Consider the following 17,703-nt stretch of genomic DNA (forward strand, 5'->3'; position numbering starts at 1 on the left):
CCTGCGGCGTACTCACCGGCTATTCCTTTCGATCCGGGTGGCCGCCGCGGCAGTCGCCGCGCCGATGCCAGCCCCCACGAGCGTATCGGTCGGATAATGGACTCCCAGCACCATACGCGACAGCATCATCACCGGCACACCGAGCCACGGCAGCCGGGAACCGGTCACCTTCGCGAGCACGACCATGGCGGCGGTCGTCGACGTTGCGTGCGACGAGGGGAAAGACAACGCCGACGGCGTGGCGACGCCGATGCGGATCCGCTCGTCATGCGGCCGGCGTCGGCGGACGATGCGCTTGAGCACCACGCTGATGGCGTGGGCGACGAAGGCCGCCGCCCCGAGGGTGAACCACTGCCGGCGACGCCGGGCGTCGAGCGCGCACCCGACGGCGGACATGCCCAGCCAGCCGAGCGCGTGCTCCCCCAGGTGGGACAGTCCTCGGGCAGAGGGAACCACCCCGGGGACGTCGAATAACGCCGACTGAATAGCGACGAGGACGTCAGCCTCACGGGCGTCCTGGTTATTGGGCATCAAATACCTTCTTCCACTCATTTCGGCTGGTCAGCTCAGGCACAGCGGCGCGGTACTGCGCGCGCAGGTCGTCGAAGCGGGCCACCACCTCATCCTGCAGGGCGATCGTCTCCCGCAGCAGGCGCTTGGCCAGGTCACGGTCGCGGGTGCGCAGCGCCACGCCGGTGCCGCCGGCGGTACTCACCGTGGCGGAGTCGACGCGCGCCAGGGTGAACCAGCGGGCCTGGTCCGCTCGCAGGTGCAGCTGGGGGGCGTCGTGGTGCGCGGGGTCTTCCTTGGTGAGCAGGTGGCGCAGCGCTTTGACCGCCCACGGGATCTTCTTGACCTTGGCCAGGCGGCCGCCGATGTTGTCCACCGGGACGCCCGGGGCGCCGGTGGGTGCCGGCAGTTCGGTGGCGGAGGCGTACACGGTGGCGTCGGTGTACCCGGCGCGGATCTTCTGCACGGCCGGCAGCGCCGTCGCCAGCTGCTCGAAGAGCTTCTCCGGGCCAGCCAGGAAGTCCTTGAGCGCGGCGATCTGAATGGCCAGCGTCGAATACTCCATGCACATGATGTGCTTGAAGGTGGACTTGCGCATGTTCTTGATGATGGGCATCGGGTCACCATCGTGGTACAGCGCCGCGACGATGAGCCGGTTCCGGGCGTGGAAGTAGGCCTGCCAGTCGATGGCGTCGTCCTTATCCGCCCACGCCATGTGCCAGATCGCTGCACCCGGCCAGGTCACCGTCGGGAAGCCGGCGGCCGCGGCGCGCAGGGAGTATTCCGTGTCATCCCACTTGATGAACAGCGGCAGCGGCTGGCCGATGCGCTCGGCCACGACCCGCGGGAAGAGGCACATCCACCACCCGTTGTAGCCGACGTCGATGCGCCGGTGCAGCGGGCGGGCGTCCTTCGCCCTCGGGTCGACCCAGGTTTGCTCGGTGCCGATCTCGCCGAGCGGAATGCGGGCAAAGTCGTGGTCGTAGACCGCGCCCGGCGCGCCGGTCCACATGAACGTGGCGGGATCCACGGTCTCTCCGGTGGTGCGCAGCTGCGAGCGCTCCTGCAGGTTGAGCATCTGCCCGCCCACCACGATGGGGCTCTTCGCGTAGCGGGCTGCCTGGACGGCGCGCAGGATGGAGTCCGGCTCGATCGCGATGTCGTCGTCCATGTAGAGGATGTAGGGACTCGCGGTCGCCTCGTCGGCGAGCGCCTCGTACATGATGCGCGAGTAGCCGCCGGACCCGCCGAGGTTACCCTGGCGGAACTCGTGGTAGCGGCCGCCCAGCGCGGCGACGGCGTCGGCGAAGCCCGGCTCGTCGGCCGGGTGCTGGGTGCCCTGGTCGGGCATGATGACGGAGTCGATGAGGGCGTCCACGACGGGGTCGCTGCTCAGTTCCTTGAGCGCGGCGACGGCGTCGGCGGGCCGGTTGAAGGTCGGGATGCCGACGGTCACCCGCTTGTCGAACGGCCCCACCTCGGTGCCGTCGGGCATGACCTGCGGCTTCGGCGGCTGCAGGGCGCACCAGGCGGCGTCTTTCACGGTGGCGTCGGTTTCGGCGGTGACGTCGAACCAATACCAGCCGCCGTCCTCGAAGTTCGCCAGCGGGAGTTCGATGCGGGCCGTGTCGTCGGTGACCACCACGCTCTTCACAGACACGCGGGTGCCTTCGGCCTTGGAGCGGTAGACGGAGATGGCGGCGGTGCCCGTGACCTCGACGCGGAGGACAACTCGGTCTAGCTGGGACCAGCGGCGCCAGTAGGACGCCGGGAAGGCGTTGAAGTAGGTTTCGAAGGACGCCTCAGTGCCCGCCGGGACGTTGACGCTCAGGCGATCCGCCCAGGTCAGCCGGGCATGATTGCGGGCATTTTCCAGGAGGTAGAGCATCCGAACGTCGTCCGGCTCGCCGACGCGCGGCAGCAGCACACGTTGCACTACTTCTAATTGGGGAAGTGATTTATCGGGCATAGACTTCCTTTCGCTTATAAATCTTAGGGAATACTAGTACCGCCGCACCAACACCCATAGTGGTTCTAGACTAGTGCGCCACGCCGGTCTCAGATACGAACGACAGTCGCCCCCACCGCAAACAGTGGGGGCGACTTTTTCTCGGGCGCTGACGGGCTTAGACCAGGGCCTCTACCCGGCGCTCGACCCCGAGCTGATCGAGCACGTCGAGGACGTTGCGCTCCAGCTCGTACATGAGGCGGCGGGCCTGGTGGGCCGAGATGCCGTCGATCGGGCCCAGGTCCCACGTCGCGTAGCTGCGCCCGGCGACGTCCGTGGCTTCCTCGTCCAGGTAAATCACGAGGTCCGCGGTCTCCAGCAAACGGTGCGGCCGGTAGGTCTCACCGGTGAGTTCGAGCCCCAGCAGCCCGGCGCGCTGCTCCAGAAGCCGGTCGTCGGTGTTTTCCGGGTGCGTGGCGAGGGTGGCGACGTCGACGGCCGAGCCGCCGTGGTGGCGCAGCATGGCGGCCACCACTTCGGCGAGGGCGCGGTTGTTCCGGGCGACGACGGCGATGCCTCGACGGCGGCTGACCAGGCGCATGGGCTCGGTGAGCACGATGCCTTCCAGGGCGGCGGTGGCCGAGCGCTCGACGAGCACCGGGACGAAGGTGCTGACGGTGGCGGTGGCTTCGTGGCTGGCTCGGATGCCGGCGACGACGCTGGCGATCTCCTCGGCCTGCAGGGCGTGGCCGTAACGGGCTTGAAGGTCTTCGACGATGGTGGTGTAGACGGACTCGTGGTTCATGGTGAACTCCTTGGCTTTAGACGGTGGGTAGGGTTGTCGCGATCGTGGTCTCCTGTCGCGGTTTTCGGACAGCACTGGCCGCGCGGACTGCGCTGGCCCGGCCAGCCCGGGCGGGGTGGCCAGCGGCGCGCGGCGAGGGGCTCGACGCGTGCGTCGCGCCACCTCCGGGGCGGCCTTGGGAGCCGCCGTATTTGTTAACCAGTTGTTAACTTAGTCGCTACCCTCCGTTTAGTCAACACCAACGGTGCAGGTCACTCCATGCAGGCCGTCAAACGTCACACCTTTTGGCCGTCCTACCAGACACTTCACCCGCCCCTCGGTAGACACTTTCAGTTAACCTGCCGTTAACTTTCTCCGTCGTCGGGCTGGTCTTCACGATCGATCGCACGCCCCATCACCGCCGTCACCGCCCAGGCCACGAGGGCGCCGACGATCGCCCCGACCACCACGTCGCTCAACCAATGCACCCCCAGATACAGCCGGGAGACCGCCACCGCCGCCGCCCAGGCCATCACCGACCCTCCCACCCGCGCACCACACAGTCGCCAGGCCAGAACCGCCACCGCCGCGGCAGCCGCGGCATGGCCGGACGGCATCGCGCCGCTGACGTGTTCCACCAGTTGGTAGTCCAGCGGCGGGCGCGGCCGGGAAATGATCGGTTTCGCCACGTGCACGACCAGGTTGGTCACCGCCACCGTCAGCGGCCAGACGAACAGGCGTCGTCGCCGCCCGAGCACCGCCACCACCAATCCCACCAGCAGCAGGTAGGCCGGCCGGCTAAGCTCACTGAAGGCCGCGACCGGGTCATTGAGGGCGTCGACCCGGTTCTCGATCCACCAGCGCCACACCGCGTCGTCCCAGCTCGCGATGATGCCTCACTCCTTTGTCCACATAAATAAGGCCGCGGCACCCTTACCGGATGCCGCGGCGCGAGAATCTTCGTAGCCGTTAGGCGGCCGCCGAGACCAGGACGCCCAGCTCGGTGAGCAGGTCGCGGACCCGGTCCTCGATCTGGTCGGCGATGCGGTGGATGTCCGTGATGGACTTGCCCACCGGATCCTCGATGGTCCAGTGCACGTAGCGGTCGCCCGGCAGGTCCGGGGCCTGGTCCACGCCCATGAGGACAATGACATTAGCCCGGTGGACGGTGCGCGCCTTGATCGCCTCCAGGTAGCAAGCGTCGGAAGACAATCCGCGCTGCTCCATGACCTCCAGCACGTTGGCGTCGACGGCGCCGGTGGGCGCGAGACCGATGGCGCGGACGAAGACCTCCTCGTCGGCCAGGTGGTGGGTGATGACGGCGGCCAGCTGGGACCGTCCGGCGTTGGACGCCGAGACGAAGAGGACCTCGGGGCGGGCGTGGGCGGGCGCCTCGGCGCCGAAGGCGCTCTCCAGGCGGTCGGCGGCCACGCGCGACACCATGACGGGCAGGAAGGTGTCCACGGTGGCACGCTGTTCGGCGGCGGCGATCTCTTCGTCCAGGACAGAGTCAATGGTGTCCGCGGGCACGCGTCCGCCGTAGAGACGGTGGAGGTCCTCGCGAACGATGTGGTAACGATCGAACATGGTCGACCCCTCTCAGATAGGTGCAACGGCAAGAAGTTCGCCGTTTGTTAACTTGCAGTTAACTTTAGCCCACTGAGGTTCACCTCTGCAAATACCGGTTAGGACCGGTCATGACAGGGCACTGAACAGGCCGACGCTAGGCTCGTCGTCCACCCCGCCCTAGTGGCCGCGTTCCTGCTCCAGCGGAACACCGTCACCGAAGTACGGGGCCAGCTTGTTATCGACCAGCGACAGCGCCGACGCAATAGCCATATGCATATCCAGGTACTGATACGTACCCAACCGCCCGCCGAAGAGCACCTTGTTCTCCCGGGCTTCGTCGGCTGCCCGTCGGCGGTACGCCTTGAGCATCTCCCGGTCCTCCGGGGTGTTGATGGGGTAATAGGGCTCATCGCCGCGCTCGGCGAACCGCGAGTACTCCTTCATGATGACCGTCTTATCCGCGGGGTAGCGGTCGGCGCGCTCGGGGTGGAAGTGGCGGAACTCGTGGATGCGGGTGTAGTCCACGTCGGCGTCGTTGTAGTTCATCACCGGCGTGCCCTGGAAGTCGCCGGTGGGCAGCACCTCCGTGTCGAAGTCGAGCGTGCGCCAGCCCAGCACCCCCTCGGCGTAGTCGAAGTAGCGATCCAGCGGGCCGGTGTACACCACCGGCGCGTCCGGGGACTGCGCGCGCAGGGCATCGGCCACCTCAAACCAGTCAGTGTTGAGGCGCACGTCGATGCCGTCGACGGCGGCCATCCGCTCCAGCCACGCCGCGTAGCCGTCGACGGGCAGCCCCTCGTAGGTGTCGTTGAAGTAGCGGTTGTTGAAGGTGTAGCGCACCGGCAGCCGAGTGATGTTACTCGCCGGCAGGTTGCGCGGGTCCGTCTGCCACTGCTTCGCCGTGTAGTGCTTGATGAACGCGTCGTAGAGCGGCTTACCGATGAGCGCGATGGCCTTTTCCTCCAGGTTGGTGGCGGCGGCCGGGTCGAGGCCTTCGGTGTGGGAGGCGATGAGCTGACGGGCCTCGTCGGGCGAGTAGTAGCGCCCGAAGAACTGGTTGATAAGGCCCAGGCCCATGGGGAATTGGTAGGCAGTGCCCTTGTGCATCGCGAACACCCGGTGCTGGTAGTCCGTGAAGTCGGTGAATTGGTTGACGTAGTCCCACACCCGCTGGTTGGAGGTGTGGAAGAGGTGCGCGCCGTAGGTGTGCACCTCGATGCCCGTGTCCGGATCGGCCTCCGAGTAGGCGTTACCGCCAAGGTGGTGGCGGCGCTCGACGATGAGCACCTTCTTGCCTAGTTGGCTGGCGCTGCGTTCGGCGACGGTGAGGCCGAAGAGGCCGGATCCCACAACGATGAGGTCATAAGTCATGGTTCCCCAGGCTATCGGAGGCGGGCCGCGTTGCGGGGCCGGAACACGACCTCACCCACCCCTGCTGGATTATGTCACAACATTCCCTATCGTTAATTCTCTTCACTCGGCTATCATTTGTACCCTTCTTGAACTACAGTCACAGATTAGATAGTTGTCCCCGCCCGCCAAAGCACCATAGGAGCACGATATGCAGCAGCGACGACGCCTCGGCTCGTCCACGGCGGCGCCGGCCGCCAGCACGTCGGCAGTGTCGCTCATCGCGGCCCTTGCCCTCATCCTCACCGTCATCTTCGGCGGACGCGCGATTTACCTCGCCCAGTCCGACGGCATCGACCCCATCCCCGTCACCGACACGACGCTGAGCTTCACCGACGGCGCGAACACCGTCATCGACGACGCCGCCATCGCCTCCCAGGGCGGCGTTCCCGGCCCGAAGACCGTCAAGGAGTTCAGCTCCGCGGCGCCCTTTAGCCTCTTCGCGCTGACCTGGAACTCCCCCCAGGACATCGCCACCTACGTCCGCGCCGAGGCCGAGGATGGCACGTGGGGTCCGTGGTACGCGGCCCAGCCCATGCACGAAGAGGGCATCGACGGCAAGCGCGGCACCGACCTCATCTACGTGGAGCCGACCACCCGCATCCAGGTCTCCGTCGCCGGCGTTGACCTGGGCTTAAGCAAGGACGAAGCCACCGACGCGGACACCGCCTCCCAGGCCCTGGTGCCCGACGCTGAGGCCGCCCCGACCACCGCCCGCACCAGCGAGAACGAAGACCAGCTCGGCGTGGACGCCGGGCCGAACGTCGACGGCGCCGCCGCCGCTGGCCTGCCGCGCATCGACTCCAACTACGGCGAGATCGCCCCGGTCGCGGACGTCGCGGACGCCGGCCCCGTCTCCGCCGAGGAGATCGAGGTCGTCCTCATCGACCCCAACACCCAGACCGGCGGCATCGACCAGGTCGCGAAGTCCGTCACTGCCGGCATGCCCGACGTCGTCACCCGCTCCGCGTGGGGCGCGGACCCGAACCTGCGCCACAACCCCGTCACCTACTCGGCGCCGGTCAAGGCCGCGGCCGTGCACCACACCGCCGGCTCGAACAACTACTCCGAGGCGCAGGCCCCGGGCATCGTGCGCGGCATCCAGTCCTACCACGGCAAGACCATGGGCTGGGGCGACATCGGCTACAACGCGCTCGTCGATAAGTACGGAAACATCTACGAGGGTCGCTACGGCGGCCTCGACGAGGCAGTGCAGGGCGCGCACGTCGGCGCGTTCAACTCCCACACCTGGGGCATCTCCCTGCTCGGCAACTACATGAACGCCCGCCCCTCCGACGAGGCCATCGAGGCCATCGGCGAGATGCTCGGCTGGCGCGCCGCCATCAGCGGCTTCGACCCCAAGGGCACGACGCAGCTGACCGCCTCGTTCAGCTTCCCGGGCTCCAAGTTCGGCGCCGGACAGACCGCCACCTTCCCGCGGATCAGCGCGCACCGGGACTTCCACTACAACTCCTGCCCCGGCGACTACCTCTACGCGAAGCTCGACACCATCCGCGACATCGCGAAGAAGCGCGCCGACGACATCAAGGCCGGCAAGTTCGGCAACGCCGCCGCTACGGCGGCTACCACCGCCACCACCACCGCTGAGTCCGACGAGCCGAGCACGACCGCGTCGCTCTCCCCCAGCTCCTCGACCAGCACGGCGACGACCACCGCCACCCAGGGCGAGTCGGATGAGGAGCAGAGCAGCTCCATCCTCGGTTCCTCCAGCTCGGAGAACAAGACCACCACCGCCAGCGCACCGAGTGCGGCCGCCACGGCCACCGCCTCCGCAGCCGGCACCCGCACCGCCGCCGCTTCGCCGACGGCGGGCACGGACACCCCGACCGGCCAGATCCACAAGGCCCTGTCCGGCGACGCCTCCACCCTCATCACCATCTTCGGCACCATCGCCTCGATCCTGCTCGTCTACGCGGGCGACGCCACCGACGGCGGCAAGGCAGTCCCCGCCGGCGACATCGAGATCCTCGACGGCCTGAAGATCTCCGACATCGGCCCGATCTTCGGCGGCCTGCTGTCCAAGAGCGGCCCCACCGAGATCGAGAAGACGTGGAGCAAGGTGGCCAAGGAGCACGGCGAGGTCCTCGGCGACCCGGTCGGCGGCATCGGCTACGCGAACGCCACCCCGAATGGCGCTACCAAGTCCTTCGCCCTGTTCGACGAGGGCATCATCGTCCAGCAGGACAACAACGCCTACGCCCTGTGGGGCGAGGTGGCCGACGCCTGGGCCGGCCAGGGCTTCGACGCCGGCCCGCTGGGCATGCCGGTGGCTACCCAGCAGACCACCGGCGACGTGCTGAGCGTCGAGTTCACCGGCGGCACCATCACCTTCGATGCCGCCACCGGCAAGCTCAACATTTCCCTGGCGGACTAACCGCTTAGAGCAGCTGCTCCAAGACGCGGGCTTGGCCGTCGTCGTCGTGTGACAATGTCACGACGTCGGCGGCCTTTTTCACGACCTCAGCCGCGTTGCCCATCGCCACCCCGCAGCCGGCCCACCGCAGCATCTCGATGTCATTGGCCATGTCCCCGAAGGCGATCGTGTTCTCCTGCGCCACCCCGAGGCGCTCGGCGACCCGGGCCACGGCCGCGCCCTTGTTCACCGTCGGCAGCGACACCTCCAGCAGGCCGGCGGACATGGAATAGGTGACGTAGGCCAGGGCCGGGTCGACGACACGCGCCACCCGCTCGTACATCTGGGCGGACGTGAGCGCGTCGTTGCGCATCACCAGCTTGAGGGCGGGCTTAGACAACAGCTCCGCCTCCTCGACGATGGTGTAGTCCGGCTCATCCCACGTGGACACGAACTCCGGCGTGAGGACGTAATCACCGGCGTCGAAGAGGCGCTCCGGGTCCCCTACCCTCTCCACGGCCGTGGCCATGCCGCCGAGGTCGGCCAACGCCTCCCGGCTGCGGGCGACGACGTCCCGCATGACCTCGGGCGAAAGCTCGTGGGCTTCCAGCAGCGTTCCGCTTCCGACGTCGAGGGTCACCGCCCCGTTGCTCGTCACGCAGGGCGCGTTGACCCGCACCTGGTCGAGGATCACCTTGATCCAGCGGTGCGGGCGGCCGGTCACGAGGGCAAAGTAGTGACCGGCGTCGATAAGCCGGTGCACGATGGCGCGCTGGCGCTCAGTCACCCGGCCGGCGGAGTTAATGAGGGTGCCGTCGATGTCCGAGGCGATGAGCAATGGCGAGCCCTGAGGAAGCGGTGCGGTCAACGTCATTGCCCTAGCCTAAGCCAGCCACCGCTAGTTGTCTTGTGGCTGAAGCCCAGTAAGGAACTCCCCTACCCCGCGCTCGATAGCGGGGGCGATGACGGTGGCTGCCGCGTCGACGACGGACGCGTCGGCGTCGGCCATGGCCACCGCCCAGTCCGCGCGGGCGAGAATCGGCAGGTCAGCCTCCTGCGCGCCGAAGGACAGGACCCGCTCCGGTTGCAGCTCAAGGTGGGCCAACGCGGCGTCGAGCCCGGCCTCCCGCCCGTCGATGCCCTCGGCGATGACCTCACCGGCGGTGTCGACGACCTCCCGGCCGCCGACGACGACGGCCACCCGCTTTCGACCGGCCAGTCCGAGGCGCTCCACCGCCACCGCGCCCGGCTCCTCGGTAAAGAGGACGACGGCGGCGCCAGCGTCGAGGTGGGTGCCCAGCGCCTCCGCATCGTCGACGATGAGGCACCGGTCAGCGTTGGCCGTGATGAGATCCGGTTCCGTGAAGGCCACCACGGACTTGCGCTGCGGGAGCTTGGCGATGATCTCCTTCGACTCGGCGACGATGCGGGCCAGCGCCCGCTCCAGCTGGGAGCCGTCGTAACGCTCCCGGGTGCTGGCCTGGAGCTGCTCGAAGAGCTCGTTCGTGTCGTGCTTGAGCTGCTCCATCGCCTCGGTGATGTGGTCGCTGCTCTCCTTCAACCCGCGGGAGGACTCGGCTACCAGGTCATCGACGGCGGTCTTCACCTTGATCTGGATGGTGGCCAGGCTGGGGGTCTTCGGCGGCTCGGTCTCTGCGAGCTTGGTCTTGGCTTCCTCGATGCGGTCGTAGATGCCGGCCGCCATGTCGTCGCGCAGCGTCTTGATCTTCTCCGTCAGCTCACTTAAGTCCACGCCCAGCTGGCGCACGCGGCGTCGCTCCTGGTAGATGACCTCGTCCTGCGCCTCGGTCTCGGCCAGGGTGGGCGCACCGCCGCCGAAGCGGGCCGGCACCCAGAACTCCCCTTCGGGGAAGGCGCCGTAGTCGCGCTGGTGGCGGTCCCACAGCCGGGCCAGGCCCTGGGTGAGCACCTCGTGGAGGCGCTCGGTATCCGCCGCCACGTCGCCGGTGGTGGCCATCGGCTCCAGCACCTCGATGTACAGCGGGTACGGGCTGCGCAGCAGCTTCTTCGGGTGCCCCTTGGTCCACACCCGCTGGCTGCCGAACAGCAGGATGGGGATGATCGGGACGCCGGCGGCGTGGGCGATGCGCACCGCGCCGTTGCGGATGGATTTGATCTCGAAGCTGCGCGAGATGCTCGACTCCGGGAAGATGCCGACCAGTTCCCCGGCGCGCGCCTCGGACACGGCGCGATCGAAGGACGCGGCGCCGTTGATCCGGTCTACGGGGATGTGGCCCATCATGTTCATGAGCCCGCCCACCACGGGAACCTTAAAGATCGATTCCTTGCACATGTAGCGCACCAGCCGGCGGCGGCGACGCGGCGCGATTCCGCCGAAGACGAAGTCCAGGTACCCGGTGTGGTTGAGCGCGATCACCGCCCCACCCTCGGTGGGAATGTGCTGCTCACCGCGGATGTGGAAGGTCAAACCCTTAGCGGCCAAATAGCCGCGCAGGACGGTGATAATGGACCAGTAGCCGGCGTCTTTCAGCATGCGAAAAGTATCGCACACTGGCCGGCTTCGTGTTGCTTTACACCTCGGTGTAGACCTCAGTGTTAGCCGCGCGGGGTGAGCACATCCTTGCCCACGAAGGGCCGCAGTGCCTCGGGCACGACGACGCTGCCGTCGGCCTGCTGGTGGTTCTCCAGCAGCGCGACGAGCCACCGCGTCGTCGCCAGGGTGCCGTTGAGGGTGGCGACGGTCTGCGGCTTGCCGTCGGCGCCGCGGAACCGGGTGTTGAGACGCCGGCCCTGGTAGGTGGTGCAATTCGACGTCGAGGTCAGCTCGCGGTAGGTCTGCTGGGTGGGCACCCAGGCCTCCGTGTCGAACTTGCGCGCGGCGGAGGAACCGAGGTCGCCGCCGGCGACGTCGATGACGCGGTAGGGCACCTCGATGGCGCCGAGCATCTCGCGTTCCATGCTCAGCAGCTCCTGGTGGCGCTGCTCGGCCTCGGCCGGGTCGCAGTAGACGAACATCTCCAGCTTGTCGAACTGGTGCACGCGGATGATGCCGCGGGTGTCCTTGCCGTAGGAGCCGGCCTCGCGGCGGAAGCAGGAGGACCAGCCGGCGTACTTCAGCGGGCCGTCGGACAGGTCGATGATCTCATCCTTGTGGTAGCCGGCCAGCGCCACCTCGGAGGTGCCGACCAGGTAGAGGTCGTCACGCTCCAGGTAGTAGATCTCGTCCGCGTGTTCGCCGAGGAACCCGGTGCCCTGCATGATCTCCGGGCGGACGAGCACCGGCGGGATCATGAGGCTAAAGCCGGCTTCGCGGGCCTTGATCGCGGCCGCCATCATGAGGCCCAGCTGGAGGAAGGCGCCGTCGCCGGTGAGGTAGTAGAAGCGGGCGCCGCCCACCTTGGTGCCGCGCTTCATATCGATCAACCCGAGGGATTCGCCGAGCTCCAAGTGGTCCTTGGGCTCGAAGTCGAACTCCGGCACGGTGCCGTGGGTTTCCAGCACGACGAAGTCATCCTCGCCACCGGCCGGGGCGCCCTCGACGATGTTATCGACGCGGTACTGCAGTTCGACGACCTTGTCCTCCGCCGCCTTCTGCGCCTCCTCCGCCTGCTTCACCTTGGCCTTAAGGTCGTTGGAGCCGGCTAGGAGCGCGGGGCGCTCCTCGGGCGAGGCCTGACCGATCTTCTTTCCGAACGCCTTCTGCTCGGCGCGCAATAGGTCGGCGGCCTGGATGGCGTCACGACGGGCGGCGTCGGCCTGAAGCAGCTGGTCAACGATGGCGGGGTCGGCTCCCCGAGTGACCTGGGAAGCGCGGACGACGTCGGGATTCTCGCGAAGGAATTTCAGATCGATCATAGGTTGGAAGCCTACCCGGTGCCGGCCCGAACGGGGGACCGTGACGCAGACACCACTGAAAGAGCCGGTAATAACCACCACGGGGTATAGTGGAGGTTATGTCCCCGAATGATACCTCCATGCTGCCTGCCCAGGCCATCTCGGACGGTCCGCAGCCCAAGCACGCCCAGCTGCGGGACATTCTCGAAACCATGGCGTCCACCAACCTGCAGCCGGGCGACATGCTCCCCGGCGAGCGTGTCATTGAAGAGTTCTACGGGGTCTCCCGCATCACCGTGCGCCGTGCGATCGGCGACCTGGTTGCCTCCGGCCGGCTCCGTCGTGTGCGCGGCAAAGGCACCTTCGTCGCCCCGAATGCGCTGGTCTCCCGGCTGCACCTCGCGTCCTTCTCGGCGGAGATGAACGCCCAGGAAGTGGCCGCGTCCTCCCGCGTGTTGCTCTCGGAGCGCGCCACCCCGCCGGCGGAGGTGGTCAAGTTCTTCCACTCCGCCCCGGACGCCCTGCATATCCACCTGCGTCGCCTGCGCCTGGGGGACGGGGTTCCCTATTCCATCGACGACGGCTGGTACAACGCCGCCGTCGCCCCCGGGCTTTTGGAGCGCGACGTCTACAACTCGGTGTATGACATCTTGGACAAGGACTTCGGCCACCCGGTTACCGACGCGGATCAAACCGTCACCGCCGTCGCCGCGGATCTGCGCTCCGGCCCGCTACTCGACGTCGAGGTGGGCGCGCCGCTGCTACACATCGTGCGCACGTCGCGTTCCGGCAGCGCCCCGGTGGAGTGGTGTTCGTCGGTGTACCGCACGGATCGCTACCGACTGACGTCACGCATCGACCGCGGTGTTGGTGTGTAGCGTCAACGAAATCGTGACAGTCTAGCCCCGAATAGGCAGGATGAGAACCATGGGTCGCCACAGTCAACACTCCCGGACCAGCACCCGGACCAGGACCAGCGCCAGGGCACTGCCCTCGCGCACTATCGTCACGTACGCGCTCATCGTCGTCGTGGCGTTGGCCGTCGGCCTCGCCGCTTTCTTCGGACTTCGCCAGCTCTCCTCCCGTAACGCCGCAGCCCCCGCCGAGTCCCCTTCGGCGACGTCCGCCCCCGGCGACGTCGTCTCCTTCACCCCGGCGGACGTCGGCAGCTGCCTCAACTGGAGCCTCGACGACAAGGGGCAGGTGACCAGCTTCGAGCGCGCCGACTGCGAAACCCCACACCGCTTCGAAGTCGCCTCCCGCGAGGACCTGCGCACCTACCCGTCGAGCAAGTTCGCCGACGACGCCCCGCGCCCCGACATCACCCAGCAGGCGCTGCTGCGCCAGGAACTGTGCCGCAACGCGGTACTGCAATACGTCGACGGCCGGCTTGACCCGTCGGGCCGCTTCGTTGTCTCCTCGATCTTGCCCCCGGAATCCAAGTGGGCCGAGGGGGATCGCACGATGCTGTGCGGGGTGCAGTCGAACGACGCCGCCGGCAACATCCTGGAAACGACCGGGCGCGTAGCCCAGGTGGACCAGGCCCGCACCTACGAGCCAGGCACGTGTGCCGCGATCGACGACGCCAGCCAGATCACCGCCGTGCCCTGCGAGCAACCCCACCAGCTGGAGGCGCTGAGCATCGTCGACCTCGCGAAGGACTTCCCGGATAGCCAGCCGACGGTGGAGGAACAGGACGAGCTGCTGGAAGAAACGTGCACGCAGGCCGCCATCGACTACCTTGGCGGCGGCGAGGACGGCGAGAAGAGCCTCTACAAGTCCGGGCTGCAGCCCTACTGGATTCCGTTGCAGCCTGAGTCCTGGTCCGGCGGCTCCCACTCCACCAACTGTTTCCTCACCCACGCCACCACCGATTCCGGCTTCTCCGACATCACCGGGACGGCGAAGGACCTGCCGGCGCTGCAGCTCAATGGGGAGCCGCTGCCGGAGACCCCGGCGCCGGTGACCTCCGCCCCGAGCAGCGACGACGATACGACCACCGCCGAATAGAGAGGCGTCCGCCACGATGTACCGCGTCGACGACGCCCGCTTTGACGAGATGGTCGACGACGCCCTCGACGCCATCCCCGAGGCCTTCGCCCGCCGGATGCGCAACCTGGTGGTCCTCGTAGAAGAGCGCAACGACGACGACCCCACGTTGCTAGGGCTTTACGTGGGAACGCCGCTGCCCGAACGCCACCACGACCACACCGGGTACCTACCGGACACGATCTTCATTTACCGCGACGCCCTGGAGGAGTTCTGCTCCACCGAGGCCGAACTCGCCGAGGAGGTCCTGGTCACCGTGCTGCACGAGGTAGGCCACTACTTCGGCATGGACGAAGACCACCTCCACGAGTTGGGATGGGGATAGCCTGCGTTAGACGTTGTGCTTGTTGATCCAGGCGATGACCGTGTCCATCGCCTCCTCCTTGGCCGGCTCGTTGAACACCTCGTGCTTCTGGCCCTCCCAAAGGATGATTTCCTTGTCTTCGGACGCGATGGCGTTGTACCAATTGTTCGCGAAGTAGGTGGGGACCAGCTTGTCCTTCGTCCCGTGCATGATGAGCGTGGGGTAGGTGAAGTGGTCCGCGTTGAGCGCGTCGTAGGCGACGGCGAAACCGACCTGGCTCAGCGTCGACAGGCTCAACTCCCGGGCGACGAGGGGATCGTTGCGGTACGCCTCGACGACGTCCTCGTCGATAGACAGGAAGTCATTCTCCGGCACCGGAACGCTGGAGAACCCGACCAGGCCGGAATCGAACTCAGCGTCCAGGCGATTCGGCACGAGCACCCGGGCAATCTCGGCGTTGATGGAGGACATCTCGACCATCGGCAGCGCCTCCGACGAGGTCAACCCCAGTTCCTTTTGGGCCTGGGTGATCGCCTCCGGCGTGACGACGGTGGGATCTTCGCCAGAGCCACCAGAAATATTGGTGGTGATTCCGCCGCCATTGCTCACGATACCCACCAGCTTGCCCGGGTACTTAATGCCGTAGAACTGCACAGCGAAGGCACCCATGGAGTGCCCGAGCATGAACGTCGGGGACCCTGGATGCTGCTGCTTGGAGTAGTCCACCACCATGTCGATGTCATCGACCAAGGCAGCGAAGCTATTGATGTCTCCCAGGCCCTCCGGGTTCCCCGACTCCGGCGACGCCGTGATGCCGTGCCCGCGGTGATCCATGCGGTAGACGTTGTAGCCCGCGTCGAGCAACCGCTGGGCGACGTAGTCGTAGCGGCCCTGGTGCTCGCCGAGACCATGCACGACGACGACCGTTCCGCGGGCATTCGGGATGGTCTGCCGCTGCACGAAGATCTTGGTTCCGCGGCCATCGCGGCTGGTCAGCCACGTGGTGTCTCGGGTGACTTCGGCGGCCTGGGCGACGGCCGTGCCGCGAAGGGTGAGGGCGTCACCGACGGTGACGGGAACGACGGTGGGCAGCATACCGGCGGCAACCGCGAGGGCGATCGCCAGCCCCTTCTTAGAATGAGTGAGTTCCATACTCCGAACCTCTCAGTGTGAGGTAGTTAACCTTCCGACAACTTCTGTTTCGACCCTAACATTCATTGATCGCCATCTACCCTTCCCCTTCGCCACCTGAGAAACTTCTCCCCTTTTCATATCGAAACCTGGGAAAATGTTCACCAGGAACTGCATTTACCTCCGAACACAAGGCCCTGACCAGCGCTTATGCGTGGGCTCCGGCTCGGCAGATCAATCCAACCGGACCTGCCATAACCATAGAGGTCCGATGTTCCAACAATTCCATTACCCCTAAATTATCCCCATTTTGCTTAAATGAAGAAATTACCCTGTAGTCGAGTCCGGGGTCCGTGACACCCCGCGCCGCCGGTTTTTTAGCTGCATCCGGTGAGCGACTATGCCGGGCAGAGTGTCCTTCTGGCGAGGGTAGACGCGGCAGTGGTCAGGGCTGGCGAAGGTTGATCCCCTCCTTGACAAATCTACTGAAGCAGCTCCTCGCGTTGGTGATACTCGACGGCTCTTATATTGCGAAAGGCAGGACCTGCGCTGTGAGGTCAAGGGCTCTTTCGGTGTGGGGTGTCCGCGGACGGGCTTCAGCCTCGTAACCGCCTGGGCGACGAGGCCAGGTTCTCGCCCAGGAATCGACCTCAGGACCGCACCAGGTGGAATCCACGCAACCCGCTGCACTCAGCAGCAGGGTAGAACCTCCCACTGAGGCACGCGAAGCGCTACGCGCTCAGCGGGCTACAACGACACCTCGCACACGCCATCCTCGTAGAAGGGCTGGCAGAGGTCCCAATCGAGCCTGGAAAGTATACGCGCACTGCCGTCAGTCTTTTCAACGCGAACGGGGCGCGTGCCTTCGATCTCTGAGTCAGGAAGCACCAAAAACGCCTCGTCGATCTCACGACCCACCTTCGCCCACGGATACGGGCGGTTAAGCTTCTGAGCAATCTCGTACGCCTGAGCAAACGTCTCTACCTTCACGACCGGACCCCTTCCTTGAGTTCTCGGATGCCCTCGCCAGGATCGTACCGCTTCAAGTTCACCCAGCAGGTCTATCCCGTACAGGGATCCGAAAGCGCTATGTTGATGGCCAACCCAGGCTGGCGTAGGTGCGAACCCCGTAGTGAGCCCTTCCGACATGCTGTCACCTACGCCGAGCTCGGACCGGAGGCGACGAACGCTCTGTGACCGGAGCAACAAAGCCAGGTTACCGCCCAGGAATCGAGCACAGGACCGCACAAGGTGGAATCCACGCAACCCGCCGCGCAGTGGCGACGGGTTCGATCCCCGTCAGAGGTAGCGAGGAGCACTACGCGCTCAGCGGGCTACAGCGACACCTCATGCCAGCTTCCGTGGACGAACGGTGCCGATAACTCGCGGTCAAATCTTGAAAGCAGGAGCGCACTGCCGTCAGTCTTTTCAACGCGGCATGGCTGTACCCCCTCGATCTCTGAGTCAGGAAGCACCAAAAACGCATCGTCGATCTCACGACCGACCTTCGCCCACGGATACGGGACGTCGAACCCCTGAGCAATCTCGTACGCCTGAGCAAACGTCTCTACCTTCACGACCGGACCCCTTCCTTGAGTTCTCGGATGCCCTCGCCAGGATCGTACCGCCTCAAGTTCACCCAGCAGATCTATCCGTCCCGGGGCGCCGAGAGCGCTGCATTGACGGCTAGCTTGAAGGCGAACCCTGCGGTGAGTCCATCCGACGTCCTGTCACCTACGCCGAGCTCGTGCCGAATGCCAAACTCCCTTCGGCGCGACGGCAACGCGGCGTGCGTCCCGCACGGGCAT

General features: G+C 66.4%; 16 protein-coding genes. 4 read left to right on the forward strand and 12 right to left on the reverse strand.

Features of this window, described 5'->3' with window-relative positions:
- Positions 1–12: 12 nt before the first annotated feature.
- The 6 genes from CUTER_RS10215 to glf all read right to left on the reverse strand — a co-directional run bounded on the left by CUTER_RS10215 (position 13) and on the right by glf (position 6,182).
- A complete protein-coding gene (locus CUTER_RS10215) occupies positions 13–531 on the reverse strand; it encodes a phosphatase PAP2 family protein (protein ID WP_047260337.1) in 519 nt (172 codons plus the stop codon).
- Positions 521–2,479, reverse strand: coding sequence for a glycosyltransferase (locus tag CUTER_RS10220; RefSeq protein WP_047260338.1), 1,959 nt, complete (start codon positions 2,477–2,479; stop codon positions 521–523). Before CUTER_RS10220 ends, CUTER_RS10215 begins: the two co-directional genes overlap by 11 nt.
- Positions 2,480–2,636: 157 nt before the next feature.
- A complete protein-coding gene (locus CUTER_RS10225; protein ID WP_047260339.1) occupies positions 2,637–3,263 on the reverse strand; it encodes a three-helix bundle dimerization domain-containing protein in 627 nt (208 codons plus the stop codon).
- 344 nt (positions 3,264–3,607) lie between these two features.
- Positions 3,608–4,111 carry a phosphatase PAP2 family protein gene (locus CUTER_RS10230; RefSeq protein ID WP_052844119.1) on the reverse strand — a complete coding sequence of 168 codons (504 nt, stop codon included), beginning with the start codon at positions 4,109–4,111 and terminating at the stop codon, positions 3,608–3,610.
- A gap of 100 nt (positions 4,112–4,211) precedes the next feature.
- A complete protein-coding gene (locus tag CUTER_RS10235) occupies positions 4,212–4,829 on the reverse strand; it encodes an arsenate-mycothiol transferase ArsC (protein ID WP_047260340.1) in 618 nt (205 codons plus the stop codon).
- Between the two features lie 159 nt (positions 4,830–4,988).
- A complete protein-coding gene (gene glf, locus CUTER_RS10240) occupies positions 4,989–6,182 on the reverse strand; it encodes a UDP-galactopyranose mutase (RefSeq protein WP_047260341.1) in 1,194 nt (397 codons plus the stop codon).
- A gap of 190 nt (positions 6,183–6,372) precedes the next feature.
- Between glf and CUTER_RS10245 the strand changes: the two genes are divergently transcribed.
- Positions 6,373–8,616, forward strand: a complete 2,244-nt coding sequence (locus CUTER_RS10245) for an N-acetylmuramoyl-L-alanine amidase (RefSeq protein WP_052844120.1) — start codon at positions 6,373–6,375, stop codon at positions 8,614–8,616.
- Between the two features lie 4 nt (positions 8,617–8,620).
- Here the strand turns inward: CUTER_RS10245 and CUTER_RS10250 are convergent, their stop codons facing one another.
- From CUTER_RS10250 to serS, 3 genes are all read right to left on the reverse strand, one after another.
- The gene (locus CUTER_RS10250; RefSeq protein ID WP_047260342.1) at positions 8,621–9,469 is read right to left on the reverse strand and encodes a Cof-type HAD-IIB family hydrolase; all 849 of its coding nucleotides are present in this window, start codon (positions 9,467–9,469) and stop codon (positions 8,621–8,623) included.
- A gap of 24 nt (positions 9,470–9,493) precedes the next feature.
- Entirely contained in the window at positions 9,494–11,110 is a 1,617-nt protein-coding gene (locus tag CUTER_RS11980; protein WP_052844121.1) for a 1-acyl-sn-glycerol-3-phosphate acyltransferase, read from the reverse strand.
- 62 nt (positions 11,111–11,172) lie between these two features.
- Positions 11,173–12,432: a serine--tRNA ligase gene (serS, locus tag CUTER_RS10260; protein WP_047260343.1), complete on the reverse strand. Its 1,260-nt coding sequence runs from the start codon at positions 12,430–12,432 to the stop codon at positions 11,173–11,175.
- Positions 12,433–12,530: 98 nt separating this feature from the next.
- On the opposite strand from serS, the gene CUTER_RS10265 reads away from it, so the two are divergent.
- From CUTER_RS10265 to CUTER_RS10275, 3 genes are read left to right on the forward strand one after another with little or no spacing between them, the layout of a single operon-like run.
- Complete coding sequence (locus CUTER_RS10265; protein ID WP_047260344.1) at positions 12,531–13,289, forward strand: GntR family transcriptional regulator; 759 nt, start codon at positions 12,531–12,533, stop codon at positions 13,287–13,289.
- 49 nt (positions 13,290–13,338) lie between these two features.
- Entirely contained in the window at positions 13,339–14,421 is a 1,083-nt protein-coding gene (locus CUTER_RS10270; RefSeq protein ID WP_047260345.1) for a septum formation family protein, read from the forward strand.
- A 16-nt stretch (positions 14,422–14,437) separates the two neighbouring features.
- Positions 14,438–14,785 carry a metallopeptidase family protein gene (locus tag CUTER_RS10275; protein WP_047260346.1) on the forward strand — a complete coding sequence of 116 codons (348 nt, stop codon included), beginning with the start codon at positions 14,438–14,440 and terminating at the stop codon, positions 14,783–14,785.
- 6 nt (positions 14,786–14,791) lie between these two features.
- Here the strand turns inward: CUTER_RS10275 and CUTER_RS10280 are convergent, their stop codons facing one another.
- The 3 genes from CUTER_RS10280 to CUTER_RS10290 all read right to left on the reverse strand — a co-directional run bounded on the left by CUTER_RS10280 (position 14,792) and on the right by CUTER_RS10290 (position 17,472).
- Positions 14,792–15,916 (reverse strand): alpha/beta hydrolase, encoded by a 1,125-nt coding sequence (locus CUTER_RS10280; RefSeq protein WP_047260347.1) that lies wholly within the window; start codon positions 15,914–15,916, stop codon positions 14,792–14,794.
- Between the two features lie 726 nt (positions 15,917–16,642).
- Positions 16,643–16,885, reverse strand: a complete 243-nt coding sequence (locus CUTER_RS10285; RefSeq protein ID WP_047260348.1) for a hypothetical protein — start codon at positions 16,883–16,885, stop codon at positions 16,643–16,645.
- Positions 16,886–17,229: 344 nt separating this feature from the next.
- Positions 17,230–17,472, reverse strand: coding sequence for a hypothetical protein (locus tag CUTER_RS10290; protein ID WP_047260349.1), 243 nt, complete (start codon positions 17,470–17,472; stop codon positions 17,230–17,232).
- Positions 17,473–17,703: the final 231 nt, after the last annotated feature.

It is taken from the genome of Corynebacterium uterequi (assembly GCF_001021065.1).
GTDB classification, from domain to species: domain Bacteria; phylum Actinomycetota; class Actinomycetes; order Mycobacteriales; family Mycobacteriaceae; genus Corynebacterium; species Corynebacterium uterequi.